The sequence below is a fragment of the Bacillus sp. 22190 genome (assembly GCF_052045575.1).
GTDB classification, from domain to species: Bacteria; Bacillota; Bacilli; order Bacillales; family Bacillaceae; genus Bacillus; species Bacillus altitudinis.
In genome coordinates this window covers 216,431-231,297 of record NZ_JBQEPF010000002.1, presented here as the reverse complement: position 1 = coordinate 231,297, position 14,867 = coordinate 216,431, and the positions used below count along the sequence as shown (strand labels likewise).

The 14,867-nt window shown below is 41.1% G+C and carries 15 protein-coding genes; 1 reads left to right on the top strand and 14 read right to left on the bottom strand.

Annotated features, from left to right (window positions below; translation table 11 throughout):
• The first annotated feature begins 18 nt into the window (after window positions 1-18).
• On the top strand, window positions 19-963 hold the full coding sequence (locus ACTJKA_RS04050) for a 4-hydroxy-3-methylbut-2-enyl diphosphate reductase (protein WP_007501283.1): 945 nt from the start codon (window positions 19-21) through the stop codon (window positions 961-963).
• A gap of 36 nt (window positions 964-999) precedes the next feature.
• Here the strand turns inward: ACTJKA_RS04050 and ACTJKA_RS04045 are convergent, their stop codons facing one another.
• From ACTJKA_RS04045 to ACTJKA_RS03980, 14 genes are all read right to left on the bottom strand, one after another.
• Entirely contained in the window at window positions 1,000-2,121 is a 1,122-nt protein-coding gene (locus tag ACTJKA_RS04045; protein WP_171465585.1) for a Nif3-like dinuclear metal center hexameric protein, read from the bottom strand.
• Window positions 2,114-2,830: a tRNA (adenine(22)-N(1))-methyltransferase gene (locus ACTJKA_RS04040; protein ID WP_017367620.1), complete on the bottom strand. Its 717-nt coding sequence runs from the start codon at window positions 2,828-2,830 to the stop codon at window positions 2,114-2,116. The genes ACTJKA_RS04045 and ACTJKA_RS04040 overlap by 8 nt, the downstream gene beginning before the upstream one ends.
• 120 nt (window positions 2,831-2,950) lie before the next feature.
• Entirely contained in the window at window positions 2,951-3,310 is a 360-nt protein-coding gene (gene cccA, locus ACTJKA_RS04035; RefSeq protein WP_008342390.1) for a cytochrome c550, read from the bottom strand.
• Between the two features lie 301 nt (window positions 3,311-3,611).
• On the bottom strand, window positions 3,612-4,733 hold the full coding sequence (gene rpoD / locus ACTJKA_RS04030) for an RNA polymerase sigma factor RpoD (RefSeq protein WP_008342392.1): 1,122 nt from the start codon (window positions 4,731-4,733) through the stop codon (window positions 3,612-3,614).
• A gap of 203 nt (window positions 4,734-4,936) precedes the next feature.
• Window positions 4,937-6,766, bottom strand: a complete 1,830-nt coding sequence (gene dnaG, locus ACTJKA_RS04025; RefSeq protein WP_008342393.1) for a DNA primase — start codon at window positions 6,764-6,766, stop codon at window positions 4,937-4,939.
• A 33-nt stretch (window positions 6,767-6,799) separates the two neighbouring features.
• Window positions 6,800-7,300: a YaiI/YqxD family protein gene (locus ACTJKA_RS04020; protein WP_008342395.1), complete on the bottom strand. Its 501-nt coding sequence runs from the start codon at window positions 7,298-7,300 to the stop codon at window positions 6,800-6,802.
• A gap of 261 nt (window positions 7,301-7,561) precedes the next feature.
• Window positions 7,562-8,383: a pyruvate, water dikinase regulatory protein gene (locus ACTJKA_RS04015; protein ID WP_008342399.1), complete on the bottom strand. Its 822-nt coding sequence runs from the start codon at window positions 8,381-8,383 to the stop codon at window positions 7,562-7,564.
• Between the two features lie 25 nt (window positions 8,384-8,408).
• On the bottom strand, window positions 8,409-9,047 hold the full coding sequence (locus tag ACTJKA_RS04010; RefSeq protein ID WP_024423017.1) for a helix-turn-helix transcriptional regulator: 639 nt from the start codon (window positions 9,045-9,047) through the stop codon (window positions 8,409-8,411).
• A 166-nt stretch (window positions 9,048-9,213) separates the two neighbouring features.
• A complete protein-coding gene (gene glyS / locus ACTJKA_RS04005; protein WP_171465586.1) occupies window positions 9,214-11,259 on the bottom strand; it encodes a glycine--tRNA ligase subunit beta in 2,046 nt (681 codons plus the stop codon).
• The gene (gene glyQ, locus ACTJKA_RS04000) at window positions 11,252-12,139 is read right to left on the bottom strand and encodes a glycine--tRNA ligase subunit alpha (protein ID WP_003217487.1); all 888 of its coding nucleotides are present in this window, start codon (window positions 12,137-12,139) and stop codon (window positions 11,252-11,254) included. The genes glyS and glyQ overlap by 8 nt, the downstream gene beginning before the upstream one ends.
• A 329-nt stretch (window positions 12,140-12,468) precedes the next feature.
• Window positions 12,469-13,239: a DNA repair protein RecO gene (gene recO, locus ACTJKA_RS03995; protein WP_007501304.1), complete on the bottom strand. Its 771-nt coding sequence runs from the start codon at window positions 13,237-13,239 to the stop codon at window positions 12,469-12,471.
• A 35-nt stretch (window positions 13,240-13,274) separates the two neighbouring features.
• Complete coding sequence (locus tag ACTJKA_RS03990; protein WP_008342408.1) at window positions 13,275-13,418, bottom strand: YqzL family protein; 144 nt, start codon at window positions 13,416-13,418, stop codon at window positions 13,275-13,277.
• Window positions 13,419-13,565: 147 nt separating this feature from the next.
• Window positions 13,566-14,471, bottom strand: a complete 906-nt coding sequence (gene era, locus ACTJKA_RS03985) for a GTPase Era (RefSeq protein WP_007501305.1) — start codon at window positions 14,469-14,471, stop codon at window positions 13,566-13,568.
• Complete coding sequence (locus ACTJKA_RS03980; RefSeq protein WP_008342410.1) at window positions 14,464-14,862, bottom strand: cytidine deaminase; 399 nt, start codon at window positions 14,860-14,862, stop codon at window positions 14,464-14,466. Before ACTJKA_RS03980 ends, era begins: the two co-directional genes overlap by 8 nt.
• Window positions 14,863-14,867: the final 5 nt, after the last annotated feature.

The following is a 14,867-nucleotide window of genomic DNA, read 5'->3' as shown; positions in this document are numbered from 1 at the left end:
CTACAGGAGGACGAATAAATGAATGTAATTAAAATTTCGCCGCGTGGCTATTGCTATGGCGTTGTAGATGCAATGGTCATTGCTAAAAATGCCGCACTTGATAAAAACTTGCCACGCCCAATTTATATATTAGGTATGATTGTGCACAACAAACATGTCACAGATGCCTTCGAAGAAGATGGAATTTACACACTGGACGGACCAAACCGTCTAGATATTTTAAAACAGGTTGAAAGTGGCACAGTGATTTTCACCGCTCACGGCGTATCTCCTGAAGTCCGTCAAATTGCAGAAGAAAAAGGCCTTGTCGCCATTGATGCGACCTGTCCAGATGTCACGAAAACACATGAACTCATTTCAGAAAAAACAGCTGATGGATATGACATTATTTATATCGGGAAAAAGGGGCACCCTGAGCCAGAAGGAGCCGTCGGTGTTGCACCTGACAAAGTGCACCTTGTCGAAACAGAAGCTGATATTAAAGCGCTCGATTTAACGTCAGATAAACTACTCATCACCAATCAGACGACAATGTCTCAGTGGGATGTTCATGATCTGATGGAGCTCATTAAAGAAAAATATCCTCACGTCGAGTACCATCAAGAAATCTGCCTTGCGACACAGGTACGTCAGGAAGCTGTGTCACAGCAAGCAGGCCAAGCCGATCTGACCATTGTGGTCGGCGATCCAAAAAGCAATAACTCAAATCGTCTGGCGCAAGTGTCAATGGAGATTGCAGGAACGCAGGCTTACCGAATTGGTGATCTCAGTGAGTTAAAGCTTGAATGGCTCCAAGGTGTAAAAACAGTTGCCGTTACTGCAGGTGCTTCCACACCAACACCTATTACAAAAGAAGTCATTCGTTTCTTAGAAAACTATGAACCTGATGATGAATCGACATGGAAAATTGAACGGACGGTTCCTCTTTCTAAGATATTACCTCGCGTGAAAACAAAGAAATAAAAAAACGTCAGAGCTGCTATGCTCTGACGTTTTTATTTACACAAATTGAAACGGATTTGTGTTTGATTCTGATACAAAGAATTGCACATCATGTTTTTTATCTGTACATAGCGATTCTAGCTTTGTCTTCACGCCCTCTTTCATGATCTTTTCTGCGTAATGACCTGGGTCCACTACATTCAGTCCGAGCATCATGGCATCGTGAGCGACATGGAAATAAAGGTCGCCAGTCACGTACACATCTGCACCCATTCTTTTCGCTTGATGGATATATTTATTTCCGTCTCCTCCAAGCACAGCTACTTTTTTCACGACCGCTTCCTGATCTCCTACAAAACGCGCTCCATTCACATCTAACTTCGTTTTCACAAATTGAGTGAAGTCTTTAAGTGTCATAGGTTCTTTTAATTCTCCAATACGGCCAAGGCCTTTTTGAATAGGAGGAAGATCTGTCGTGTGTACACTGTAAGCCACTTCTTCATAAGGGTGTGCTTTGATCATTTCACGAATCACTTGTTTTTCAATACTCGCTGGGAAAATGGTTTCAATTCGTACTTCTTTCACAAATTCCAATTTACCCGTCTCACCAATAAATGGCACAGCTTCTTCTGATGGCAGAAAACTGCCTGTCCCTTCATTTGAAAAAGCGCAATGACTGTAGTTGCCAATATGGCCAGCTCCCGCATTTCCTAAAGCCGTCCTGATGGCCTCTTCAAATTCCACTGGGACATACAAAGCTAGCTGCTTAATTGGATCTTCGTATGTTGGAACTAGCACTTTTGTTTCCCCGAGCTCTAAAGCCTCTGCAAGCAAGTCATTGACTCCTCCATCAGCCACATCCAGGTTTGTATGTGCTACATACACCGCAATATCATGTTTGATGCATTTCTCAATGATCCGTCCTGCCGGCTGATCTGTCGCCACATGTTTTAATGGACGGAAAATTGGCGGATGGTGGGCAATAATGAGATCCACCTTCCGCTCAATTGCCTCATCTACCACATTTTCTAATACATCTAAGGTGATCATGACATTGGTCACTTTTTTATTTAGCGTTCCAATCTGGAGCCCAATTTTATCACCTTCCACCGCATATGCCTTTGGTGAGAATTGCTCAAATAATTGGATGATTTCATGCCCGTTCACTGTTTTAGCCAACAGTCAAAACCTCCTTTAGCATTTTTATTTTCGCATTCAGCTCTTTCAGACGTTCTTTGTTCTCTTCCGTCGGCGCTGCTTTTTGAATCTGGCCTTCTATATGCTCCATGTGCTGAAGCTCATTCATCCATTTGCGCCGGAAGACATCATTTTGCTCTTTGGCAAGAAACGGACCAACGAGCATGCCTTTTTCAATCGACATGCCTTCATAGGCTTTATCTTTGTCGCCAGTTTCGGCAATGATGATTTCGTATATTTTGCCATCCTCTTCTAAAATCACTTCATCCATCAATTCATACCCCTCTTGATAGAGCCATAAACGAATATGGTGGGCATGAATATTAGGCTGAAGAATAAGCCTCTCCTGCCCTGTGAGCTTGTGTTTACCTTCATTTAGAATGCTTGCAATAAGTGCTCCGCCCATCCCTGCAATCGTGACAGCATTTACCTCGCCTTTTTCAATCACTTCAAGGCCATTTCCTTTTCTGACTGAAATCTGCTCATCTAATTCAAGCCTATGTACTTGCTGCTTCGCAGATTGAAGTGGTCCATCAGTAATTTCACCAGCAATGGCTTTCAATGCTTTATGATGTAATATCGCATAACATGGCAAATAGGCATGATCTGAGCCAATATCAGCAAAGACCGCCTCTTTTGGTAAAAAGTCTGCGACTCTTTTTAATCGTTTTGACAAATTCATTTCATTCATCCATATCACTACTTTTCTTTAATGTTCATACTTGTCTATCTTATATAAATTATGGACTTTTTAAAAGTCGTTTTCAAATGAAAAAAGCTCTTCTGATGAAAAAGAGCTTTTTGCGCTTTATTATTTAATTTTGGATACCCATTCTGACATTTCATCGAGCTTTTCATTCGGAATTAGCCCGCCCGGCATCCCATTTCCGCCTTCTTGAATTTTCTTCTTGATGTCTGCTACTTCAAGCTTGTCGCCAACACCTTTTAATGCAGGACCAGCGCCACCTTCGTAGTTTTCCCCATGACAGCTAATACAGTTCTGCTTATACAATTCTTCCGGCGTTGCATTTGCGGTCTCTTCTTGCTTTTGCTCTTTGCCCCCAGAGGCAATTTTGTCTTCATCTTTCAGCCCCTTCATTGATAAGAAAAAAGTGAGTCCAATACCTAAAATGGCAATCAATAAGAATGGTATAAGTGGATTCCGTTTCATTTCTTTCATCCTCCCCTTTGTGAAAAACCCCTTTGAGACTATGCAAACAATTCTAATTCTACTTTAATTTTACAAAAAGTAAACGAATTATGATACAAAACTTTGGTCAAGTTCACAGATTAGACAAAAATGATTCAAAATGAGAAAAGAAGCCTTCAGCACATTTAGATGTATTTTTTATACATCTTTTCTCTAAGAACGTTGCAAATTCATTTGTTATTCAGTAAAATATAATCAGATCAAAAAAGCGTTTTCATTTTGATGAAGAAAGAACGGATCTCTCTCAAGATCCGTCCGGTTTCTATTCTAAGAAGTCTTTTAATCGTTTACTTCTGCTTGGGTGTCTTAATTTACGAAGAGCTTTCGCTTCAATTTGGCGAATACGCTCTCTTGTTACGCCAAAAACCTTTCCTACCTCTTCTAATGTGCGTGTTCTTCCGTCATCTAGTCCGAAACGCAGTCTCAGCACATTTTCTTCACGGTCCGTTAGCGTATCTAATACATCTTCAAGCTGCTCTTTTAAGAGCTCATAGGCAGCATGGTCTGATGGAGAAGTCGCCTCTTGGTCTTCGATAAAATCACCAAGATGCGAGTCATCTTCCTCACCAATAGGTGTTTCTAAAGATACTGGCTCTTGCGCAATTTTAAGAATTTCTCTTACTTTCTCTGGTGTTAAATCCATGTCTTCCGCAATTTCTTCTGGCGTTGGTTCTCTACCTAGATCTTGTAGAAGCTGTCTTTGGACACGGATTAATTTATTAATGGTTTCCACCATATGAACCGGGATCCGGATTGTTCTCGCCTGATCGGCAATCGCACGTGTGATCGCCTGTCTAATCCACCAAGTCGCATATGTTGAGAATTTGTATCCTTTGCGGTAATCAAACTTCTCAACCGCCTTCATGAGCCCCATGTTTCCTTCTTGAATTAAGTCAAGGAACAGCATACCACGACCAACATAACGTTTCGCAATGCTGACAACAAGACGAAGGTTCGCTTCCGCTAATCTTCTTTTTGATTCCTCATCGCCTTCTTCAATCTTTTGAGCATACGTAATCTCTTCTTTCGCAGATAGCAAATTGACGCGCCCGATCTCTTTTAAGTACATACGAACAGGATCATTAATTTTGACACCTGGTGGTACGCTTAAATCATTCAGGTCAAATTCCTCTTCTGCCTTAGCCAGCTGCTGAACATTTGGGTCTTCAGTCTCTTCGTTTTCACTGATGAGTTCTACACCCTGTTCGCCTAAGTATTCATAGTATTCATCCATCTGGTCTGATTCAATTTCAAAGCTAGACATACGCTCTGCAATTTCTTCGTATGTTAAAACGCCCCGTTTTTTACCCGTTTCAGTGAGCTTATCTCTCACCTGTTCAAAGGTTAATTCAGTTTCAGTTTCGTGGGCTTGTTTATCAGCCATTATGGATCCCTCCTTCCAAAGCTTGCAACGAATTCTAAAGTAACTTGCGATTTGCTTCTGCTCTGCCTTTCTCTCTCTATCAAACAGAATGAGCAAATAGGAATAAAATAAATAATGATGAAGGCAAGATGCTTGCGGTCTTATGCTCCTCCCATTAAAGGATTCATTGCCAGCCGTAAGTCTTGTCATAAATAGTAGACGTATTACTTCAGCGAACGGTTCAACTGAATAATTTCTTTTGCAAGTGTTGCCGCTTTGAAGAAATCTTTTTGCCTCTCCGCCTCTGCACGTTCTAGTTCTTTTTCCTTTATCATTGACAAATTCCGATGATTCAACACTTTTTTTACATAATCACTTAATTCAGCTTCACTTAGTTCGTCTCCAACTTGAATCATGAAAATATCCGTCAGGAGCTGATTGATCACATCATCTTCTATACGGTTCATCAGATGCTGCGGGGTCGGCTCCTTGCCTTCTTCATACAATGCATAAATGTATGTTGCCAGCGCTCTGTGCGAATCTATATTAAATTCAAACCCTATCCTATCAAGCACTTTTCGGATCACGTCATCATTTTTCAACATATGTGCAAGGAGCATTCGCTCTGCGTTTTCATATGCCGGCCTTAGACGTTTTCGTCTTACCTGTGTTGACAGATGTGCACGCCGCTTTTCAAGCCCATTTTCTTCTTGCGAGCTCTTGGCCTCTTGTCGCTGCTGCTTTTCAAAAAGCTCCAATTGCTCCTTTAATGAGTCAAGTGAAATGGAGAACTCCCCGGCCAGCTGCTTCATGTAAATCTCTTGTTCCAAGGAACCGTTTAATCGGCTGATTTCTCGGAGAACCTGCTTCATGTAAGTCAGGCGGTCTCCTTCGTCAGACAAATTCTTTCCTCTTCGGAAAAAATTCATCTTAAATGTCATTAATGTCACACTTGCATCTATGATGTCATTCCTAAATTTCTCGCCGCCATATTTACGAATGTAATCATCTGGATCAAGTCCATCTGGTATCATGGCAACGCGAACTTTACATCCTCTTTTTCCAAGCAAATCTGATGCTTTCATGGTCGCTTCATACCCGGCCGTGTCAGAGTCATAACATAAAATGATCTCTTCAACGTTCCGCCTAAGAAGCTTTACGTGCTCTTCTGTTAAAGACGTACCCATTGTTGCAACACTTTCGCCAACACCACTTGTGACAGCCGAGATGACGTCAGCAAATCCTTCGAAAAGGACTGCACGTTCGCGTTTTCTAATATGCATACGCGCGTCATGAAAGTGATAAAGCAGCTTACTTTTATGAAAAAGTGGCGTTTCAGGACTATTCATATACTTTGGCTGCTGATCACCAAGTGATCTTCCAGAAAAAGCGACGACCGTCCCGTGATGATCATGAATTGGAAACATGACACGATCTCTAAAGCGGTCAAAAAAACCTGTGCCGTTTTCTCGTTGAATCAAAAGACCAGCCTTCTCCATCATCGCAGGATCAAACCCTCGTTTTTCTAAAAACTTGGTCACGAAATCCCACGAGTCGAGAGCATACCCGATCTCAAACTTGGCAATTGTTTCATCCGTAAAGCCCCTGGACCTTAAATAATCGAGTGCGTTTTGACCTTCCTTTGTATTTACCAGCAAATGGTGGTAAAATTTCTTAAGAAGCTCATGCGCCTCAATCATTTTATGATCTGCTGTATCCTCTTGCTGTGAGGAACTGATCTGCGCATTCGCTACATGATCCGGCAAATCAATATGGTACTTATCAGCAACATGTGAAACGGCTTCAATAAATGAGTAGCCTTCCATTTGTCTGAGGAACGAAAATACATTGCCTCCTGCACCACAGCCAAAACAATGGAAGATTTGCTTATCTGCTGAAACAGAGAATGAAGGAGTATTTTCACCATGGAATGGACAAAGACCGAAGTAATTCCGACCTTGTTTTCTAAGCTGTACGTATTCTCCAATCACTTCGACAATGTCTGCGTTTTTTTGGATTTGCTCCAAAAGTTCATCTGGTATACGTTTGCTCATCCTAATAACACTCCGTCGTACATTATTCGCCTTTTAATTCAAAAATCCTTCATGATTCGACAGGATTTTTTGTAGTTGGGCAATAAATCGCTTTTTATCCTCTTCTAAAAGCTTTTTGGGACCTTTTCCGTATACACCTTTTCTTCGCTGTTTACTGGAAACATGCCTGCGTTCCAAATCAAAATCAATTGTTTCGTTTGTGTACATTCGTCCTCTTTCAGACAGAACAATGACTTGTCTTGGAAGCAGTAAGGAGGCCAGACCAATATCCTGGGTGACAACAATATCGTGCTTGACAGCTAAGTTCGCAATGACTAAATCTGCTGCTTCCTTATGTGTATCAACAAACCGCCAATCTTCAAGTGGTGATCGTTTGGTTTGAAAATGCTCATATGAAGCAATGAAAGTCACAGGTACTTGAAATTGAGATGCGACAGAAAGGATTTCGTCTTTTACAGGACAAGCATCTGCATCGACATAAATCGTCCTTTCTTTTTTACGTTCATTCAGGTGACTAATTCTCCATCCCTCCACCTTATTCCTGCTTTAGAGAAGCAAAAAGACCATACTTTTCCCCCATAAAGCAATCAACAGTAAAACTCATTTTGTCGAAAAGTTATGTTCAGAATCACTTGACTTCTGCCAATATTAGTTTATTCGTTCTTGACTTAACTTAAACCTAAAATCAATCATTTTATCACAATTTTTTATTATAATACAAATGCAGCAAATATGCTATTGTTTTTGTTTACCCGTTTCCCACCATAGGAAAAACCCAGGAGGAGCATCCTGAGTTTATTCGGAACCTCTTTTGGTCAGCATTTGATGAATGACATTTGCTGTCTCCTCAACTGCTTTATTCGATACATCAACAACTTGACAGTTAATGCGGTCAACCACTTTTTCAAAATATTCTAGTTCCTCTTTAATCCGCTCGATATTCGCATAAATGGCACGGTCATTTAAACCGAGTGATTTTAAACGTTCTTTACGGATATGATTTAGTTTGTCTGGACTAATTTTCAGGCCGATGCATTTTTTTGGATCAACTGAGAATAACTCCTCTGGCGGATCAACTTCAGGAACAATCGGAACGTTTGCTACCTTCAAGCGTTTATGTGCTAAGTATTGAGAAAGTGGTGTCTTAGACGTACGTGATACACCAATCAGCACAATATCAGCCTTTAGAATACCTCTTGGGTCCCGGCCATCATCATATTTCACAGCGAACTCAATGGCTTCTACCTTTTTAAAATAGTCCTCATCTAATTGACGTACACGACCTGGCTCATGTTTCGCTTCATTTCCATATGCCGTCTCCATTTTATCAATAAGTGGACCGATAATGTCATAGTACACGACGCCATTCGCTTCTGCTTCTTCTATTAAGAATTGGCGCATTTCTGGCACAACAAGAGTAAAGCAGACGATCCCATTATCTGCTTTCGCCAGTGAAATGACTTCTTTAATCGTACCAACATCCTCTACATATGGGATTCTTCTAATATTTGAATGGTCAGATGAGCCGCCATCAAATTGGCTAAGTGCCGCTTTGACCACGAGCTCTGCCGTTTCTCCTACTGAATCTGATACAACAAAAATTACGCGATTACTCATAACATCCCCTCGCAGTCTTCTGTAATTAGATAATTTCGTTCTCTGATAAGCTAACAAGTATTTTCGTCATGTTTGTTTTCGTAATTCTGCCGACCACTTCAAAGCCTTTATCCGTATCTTTTATAACAGGAAGTGCATCTATTTGCTTTTCAATCAAGTGCTTGGCCACATCCATAATAAAATCTTCTTTGCGGCAAACGGTAATGTTCGGCATTCTTGTCATAATAATATGGACAGGTATAGATGGAAGCTCTTGTTTCCCAATACTTGCTCGAAGGAGGTCTTTTCTTGATAACACGCCTGTTAAAATAGAGTGATCGTCCACAACGAATAATGTGCCCACATCCTCTAAAAACATCGTACAAATCGCATCATAAACCGAAACATTCTCGTGTATCACGACCGGAATGGACTGAAAATCTTTCACTTGAAGTTTTTTCAGCTTATCTGCCAGAAGCTGCGTGCCTGTTTTGCCTGTAAAAAAGTAGCCGACCCTTGGTCTTGCTTCTAAAAAGCCAGACATCGTTAAAATGGCTAAATCCGGTCTGAGGGTAGCCCTTGTTAAGTTCAGCCGATCGGCGATATGCTCTCCAGTGATCGGACCATTCTCTTTGACAATCTGTAAAATCTGCTCTTGCCGTTTATTTAACTCGATTGTACTCACCACCTTTAAATAGAGAGAGCGAATCCTTACTTTATGTATATCAATTTCATAACTCATCATATTATAGCGCATCTTCGTCCGAATGAAACAAAAATCCACTCAAAAACCGTGAATTAAATGAGTAAAAAACGATTGCCCTTCGAAAAAGGCAACCGTTCTTAGGTATTTATTTTACAATTAAATTGTTCATATTCGCAAATGATTGAATGACTTTTGCAAGTTTGACCATTTGTGCCAAACGATTTTGTTTCAGTTTTTCATCATCGGCATGAACCATGGTATGGTCGAAATAATGAACAATTGGTGCTTTTAATGTATCTAGCGCTTCAAGTGCTGATTGGTACTGACCTTTTGCCATATACTCGTTGACGGCTTTTTCCGCTTGCTGATACGCTTCAAATAGCTTTTGTTCGTGTTCATTTTCAAACAGTTCAGGCTGAATCTGTGCGTCTTCCCCTTTTTTACTGATTGAAATGACGCGGCCTAGTGCCTCAGCCGTTTCTTTGAAACTCTCCTGTTTCACGCTCTCTTCAAGAACAGCCGCTTTTTTCACAACCGCATATGGTTCAATATTTTCAACATCAAGGACTGCTTCCACCACGTCATGACGGATATGTTCTGCTTGGAGAACATATTTCAAACGGTGTGTTAAAAATTCAATGAGAGCCGCTTCATGTTTTGTCTCTACTTGAGCTAGTGCTAAAAGCTCTTTAAATGAAAGATTCCATTGGCGGTCTAGCAGGATTTGAACGATACCGCTCGCTTGTCTTCTTAATCCATAAGGATCTTGAGAGCCTGTTGGAATGACATCAATTGAGAAGAATGAACAAATAGAATCTAGCTTATCCGCCACTGCAACAATCGCCCCAATAAGTGTTGACGGCGCATCGTCACCGGCAAAGCGCGGCATGTAGTGCTCGTTGATACTCTTTGCCACTTCTTCATGCTCGCCAAGTGCTCTAGCATATTTTTCACCCATGATTCCTTGCAGTTCTGGGAATTCATAGACCATCTGAGTCACAAGGTCAAATTTAGAAATACTGGCTGCTCTTGCAGCGCGTTTAGACGTTTCTTCATCTGCACCCACATGATCTGCTAGGCGGACGGCAATGTCTGTTACTCTTTTCAGCTTGTCGCCAATCGTGCCAAGTTTCTCATGGAATACGACTTTATCAAGCTTTTGAATGTTGTCTTCAATGACGAGTTTTTCGTCTTCTTTATAGAAAAATGCCGCATCTGATAAACGTGCGCGAAGGACCTTTTCGTTCCCTCTTGCCACATTTTCAAGTGCCTCACTGTTTCCATTTCTGACCGTAATAAAGTGCGGCAGTAATTCCCCTTGTTCATTTTTCACAGGGAAATAACGCTGATGCTCTTTCATTGTCGTGACAAGCACTTCTTCTGGCAGCGCAAGAAATTCTTCTTCAAAAGAACCAAATAGAACGGTTGGATATTCAACAAGATCGTTCACTTCTTCTAGAAGCTCAGGATCAACTGGAATGACCCAGCCTTTTTCGGAAGAAAGGGCATGTAATTGCTCAGTAATTAATTGTTTTCTTTTATCTGAATCTACAATGACAAATTGATCTCTTAATGTTTGCTCATAAGAAGCTGGTGTGTCAATGCTGGCTGTCGTTCCTAGGAAACGATGTCCTCTAGTCTCCCGTCCGCTTTTCACTCCTGCAATTTCGACAGGGATGATCTCTTGACCAAATAAACAAACAATCCATTTAATTGGACGGATATAGCGTAAATCCTCGCTTCCCCATCTCATGTTCTTTGGAAAACTCAATGAAGCGGCAATGTCCCCCAATGCTGGAAGAAGGTCTTTGACTTGCTTACCTTCTTGAAACTTTTGGACATGGACATAATCCACACCTTTGATGTCTTTGAAATACAGATCATCAGTTGAAGCGCCTTGTCCGCGGGCAAAACCTTCGGCAGCTTTTGTCCAATTGCCTTCAGCATCTTGAGCAATCTTTTTAGCCGGTCCTTTTGCTTCTTCTTTGATGTCCTCTTGTTTTTCTGCAACACCTTTAACGAGTACAGCTAGACGTCTTGGTGAATTAAATAAAGCAACGTCTTCGAATGAAATATTTTGCGCTACGAACCAAGCTTTTACTTTGTCACCTAGCTGCTTTGTGCTTTCTGGCATGAAACGAGCCGGCATCTCTTCTAAGCCGATTTCAAGTAATACATCTTGTTTATTCATGAGAAGCCGCCTCCTCTTTTAGCATAGGGAATCCTAGTTTTTCTCGTTCTTCGTAATATGTTTTGGCTACTTTTCTCGCTAACTGACGTACTCTTCCGATATAACCTGTTCGCTCAGTCACAGAAATCGCGCCTTTGGCATCAAGCAGGTTAAAGGTGTGAGAACATTTGAGTACATAATCATATGCCGGGTGAACAAGTCCTTTGTCCATTTGGCTATGTGCTTCTTTTTCATATGTTGTAAATAAATCGAACAGCATATCCGTATTAGATGTTTCAAACGTATACACAGAATGCTCGTATTCAGCCATTAAGAATAAATCTCTTACAGTAAAGCCATCTGTCCATTCAAGGTCAAACACATTTTCTTTGTCCTGAATGTAAGAAGCAAGGCGCTCAATTCCGTATGTGATTTCAACAGAAACTGGCTTACATTCTAAACCGCCGACTTGCTGGAAATACGTAAATTGCGTAATTTCCATTCCATCAAGCCAAACTTCCCAGCCAAGTCCTGCGCAGCCAAGAGATGGGTTTTCCCAGTTGTCTTCAACAAAACGAATATCATGTTTCAGCGGGTCAATGCCAAGCGCCTTCAATGATTCTAGATACAGTTCTTGAATATTGTCAGGTGATGGCTTAATGATCACTTGAAATTGATGATGTTGATACAATCTGTTTGGGTTTTCTCCATATCTGCCGTCAGCCGGGCGTCTTGAAGGTTCTACATAAGCTACCTTCCATGGCTCTGGCCCAATGCTTCTGAGGAACGTGTATGGACTCATCGTTCCAGCACCTTTTTCTGTGTCATATGCCTGCATTAATACGCAGCCTTCATTTGACCAATGCTTTTGCAGTGTCAAAATCATGTCTTGAATATTCAATGATCGCACCTCCATCTTTTTTACACCATCCGCTATGTATGGCGGTGGGGCCTAGAACCTTTTTGCAAAACACAAAAACTCCCGTCTCTATGCTCACAAGGTTCCTTGCAAACATAGGGACGAGAGTTTTTCCCGCGGTTCCACCCTATTTGCTGGTGTCGTAGCACCCAGCCGCTTTGTTTTACGTTGCTCAAGAATGCCTTTCGTTACGTGTCCATCCTTAGCTCACACCGCCCTAAGGTCGCTTTTATGGCTGATACGTAAGTACTTCTTTCTGTCAATGCAACATATTTGATCTTAGATGATCTTACAAAAAGTCACGAGAGATGTCAACTTTTGTTTTCACCGTCCATTAGCTTTTTCATGGATTCCATTTGATTCATGAATTTTTTTGATTTTAAATAAAGACCTGAATACTCTTCATAATAATGATCGAGCACTTGACGAATTTCTTGTTTCGTCTGTGGTTTCACGTCAACCTGACCAAGCCTTGATAAATCAAAATAATGAAACAAACGGAGCAGTCTTGCTGCTGCTGGGGATAAGGGCAGTTTATATGGATCTTTAGAAAAGCATTGCCTACAGATGAATCCGTTATCTCTAATTGAGAAATGGAACTGCCCTTCTTTTTGACCGCAGTGTACACATTGGTCCAGTTCAGGCTTCAACCCCATCACTGACAGCATTTTAACCTCTACGATAAATAAAATAATATCAGCATCTGTGCCTTCATTGAGATGGCGTAAAGATTGAAGAAGAAGTTCAAACAAGTAAGGGTTTGGCTTCTTTTCTTCTGTTCCTTTATCAAGTAATTCTGTCATATATGCGGCATATGCAGTCAGAAATAAATCTTCCCGAATGGTTCGCATGCTTTCCATCATTTCACCTTGCTGGAGCGTTCCAAGTCCTGTTGATGATTGGATCAGGAAGGTTCCGTATAAAAACGGCTGGCTTATGGCTGACAGGCGGCTGTTCGATTTCTTAGCGCCTCTTGCCATCACACCAATTTTCCCATGTTCTCTAGTGAGCAGCGTGACAATTTTGTTTGTTTCGCCATAATCTGTTGTTCTAAGGACGATTCCTTCACTTTTAATGAGCATTTGTCTACACTCCGAGCATTGGAGGGGGTCAAGAATTATAAGATTGGAAAATCAAGTCGTGCTATTTCTTCTTCAAGTACATCGGGTCTTTCCAGGTTCTCCTTTTCTAACTCTTTGAAAAGCAGATACGTGTCAACGCTTCCTGTTTGTGAAAATACGTTCCATGTAAAATTCAACATAAAAACCCCACCTTTCTTTATTAGAAGCAGCAACGCTACATCCAACATATTAATTTTATCTTGACCAGGCTACCTCCATTTCATGATAAACAATTTTTACTAATCGAACCGCACCATTGTCAGATCTACTAACAACTGTATCGGTTTTTAATATTCGTCTTCTCTAAATCCGAAATCACGAAGATGTGTGGATTTATTACGCCAGTCCTTCTGCACTTTTACCCAAAGCTCTAAATACACCTTTGAGCCTAAAAGTGCTTCAATGTCTCTGCGCGCTTTTTGTCCCACTTCTTTTAATAAGCTGCCGCGCTTACCAATCACAATCCCTTTTTGTGAATCACGTTCTACGACGATGGTCGCTGCAACATGAATCTTGCCGTTTTCATCTGGCTTGATCGATTCAATTGCAACCGCAATACTGTGAGGGATCTCTTCTCTCGTTAAATGCAGCACTTTTTCACGAATTAATTCAGAAATAATAAATCGCTCTGGGTGATCTGTTACTTGATCTGCCGGATAAAATTGAGGGCCTTCTGGAAGATAACCTTCAATTTGCTGAAGAAGCGTATCAATGTTGTTGCCTTCAAGTGCTGAAATTGGCACAATTTCCTTAAATGGGTAACGTGTACGGTATTCATCAATTAAAAGGAACAGTTCATCCGGATGAATTTGGTCAATTTTATTGACGACAAGGAACACCGGTGTCGATGTTTGCTTTAGTCGTTCAATGATGAATTCATCACCTTTTCCATAGCCTTCCTGTGCGTTGATCATAAACAAGATCAGGTCGACTTCCTTGAGTGTATTTTGAGCCACCCTCATCATAAAATCGCCAAGTTTGTGCTTCGGTTTATGAATTCCTGGTGTATCGATAAAAATCGTTTGTGACGTGTTCGTTGTCAGAACACCTTGCACTTTGTTTCGAGTCGTTTGAGGCTTATCACTCATAATCGCAATCTTTTGTCCAATTACACGATTAAGAAAGGTCGATTTCCCTACATTTGGTCTTCCAATAATTGATACAAATCCTGATTTGAAGCTTTCGTTAGTCATTTAAATCCTCCGGTGAAAATGCGCCTGGCAATAGTTCGTTTACTGTCGTTTCGTATATATGACCTTTTAAGTTCGTTAGAATCACTGGCATATCAGGTGCACATAGCTCTGAAATGACCTGTCTGCATGCGCCGCATGGTGAAACAGGCCGATCTGTATCAGCCACTACTGCAAGCATTTGAAAAGATGTGATGCCCTCTGAGTACGCTTTAAAAAGTGCTGTTCTTTCCGCACAATTACACATACCATATGCTGCATTTTCAATATTGCAGCCGCCATACACTTTTCCGTCATGCGATAATAATGCTGCACCGACTTTGAATTTAGAATAGGGTACATATGCAAAATCTCTTGCTTTGACTGCTTCTGAAATCAACTCTTGTTTGTTCATTCTAG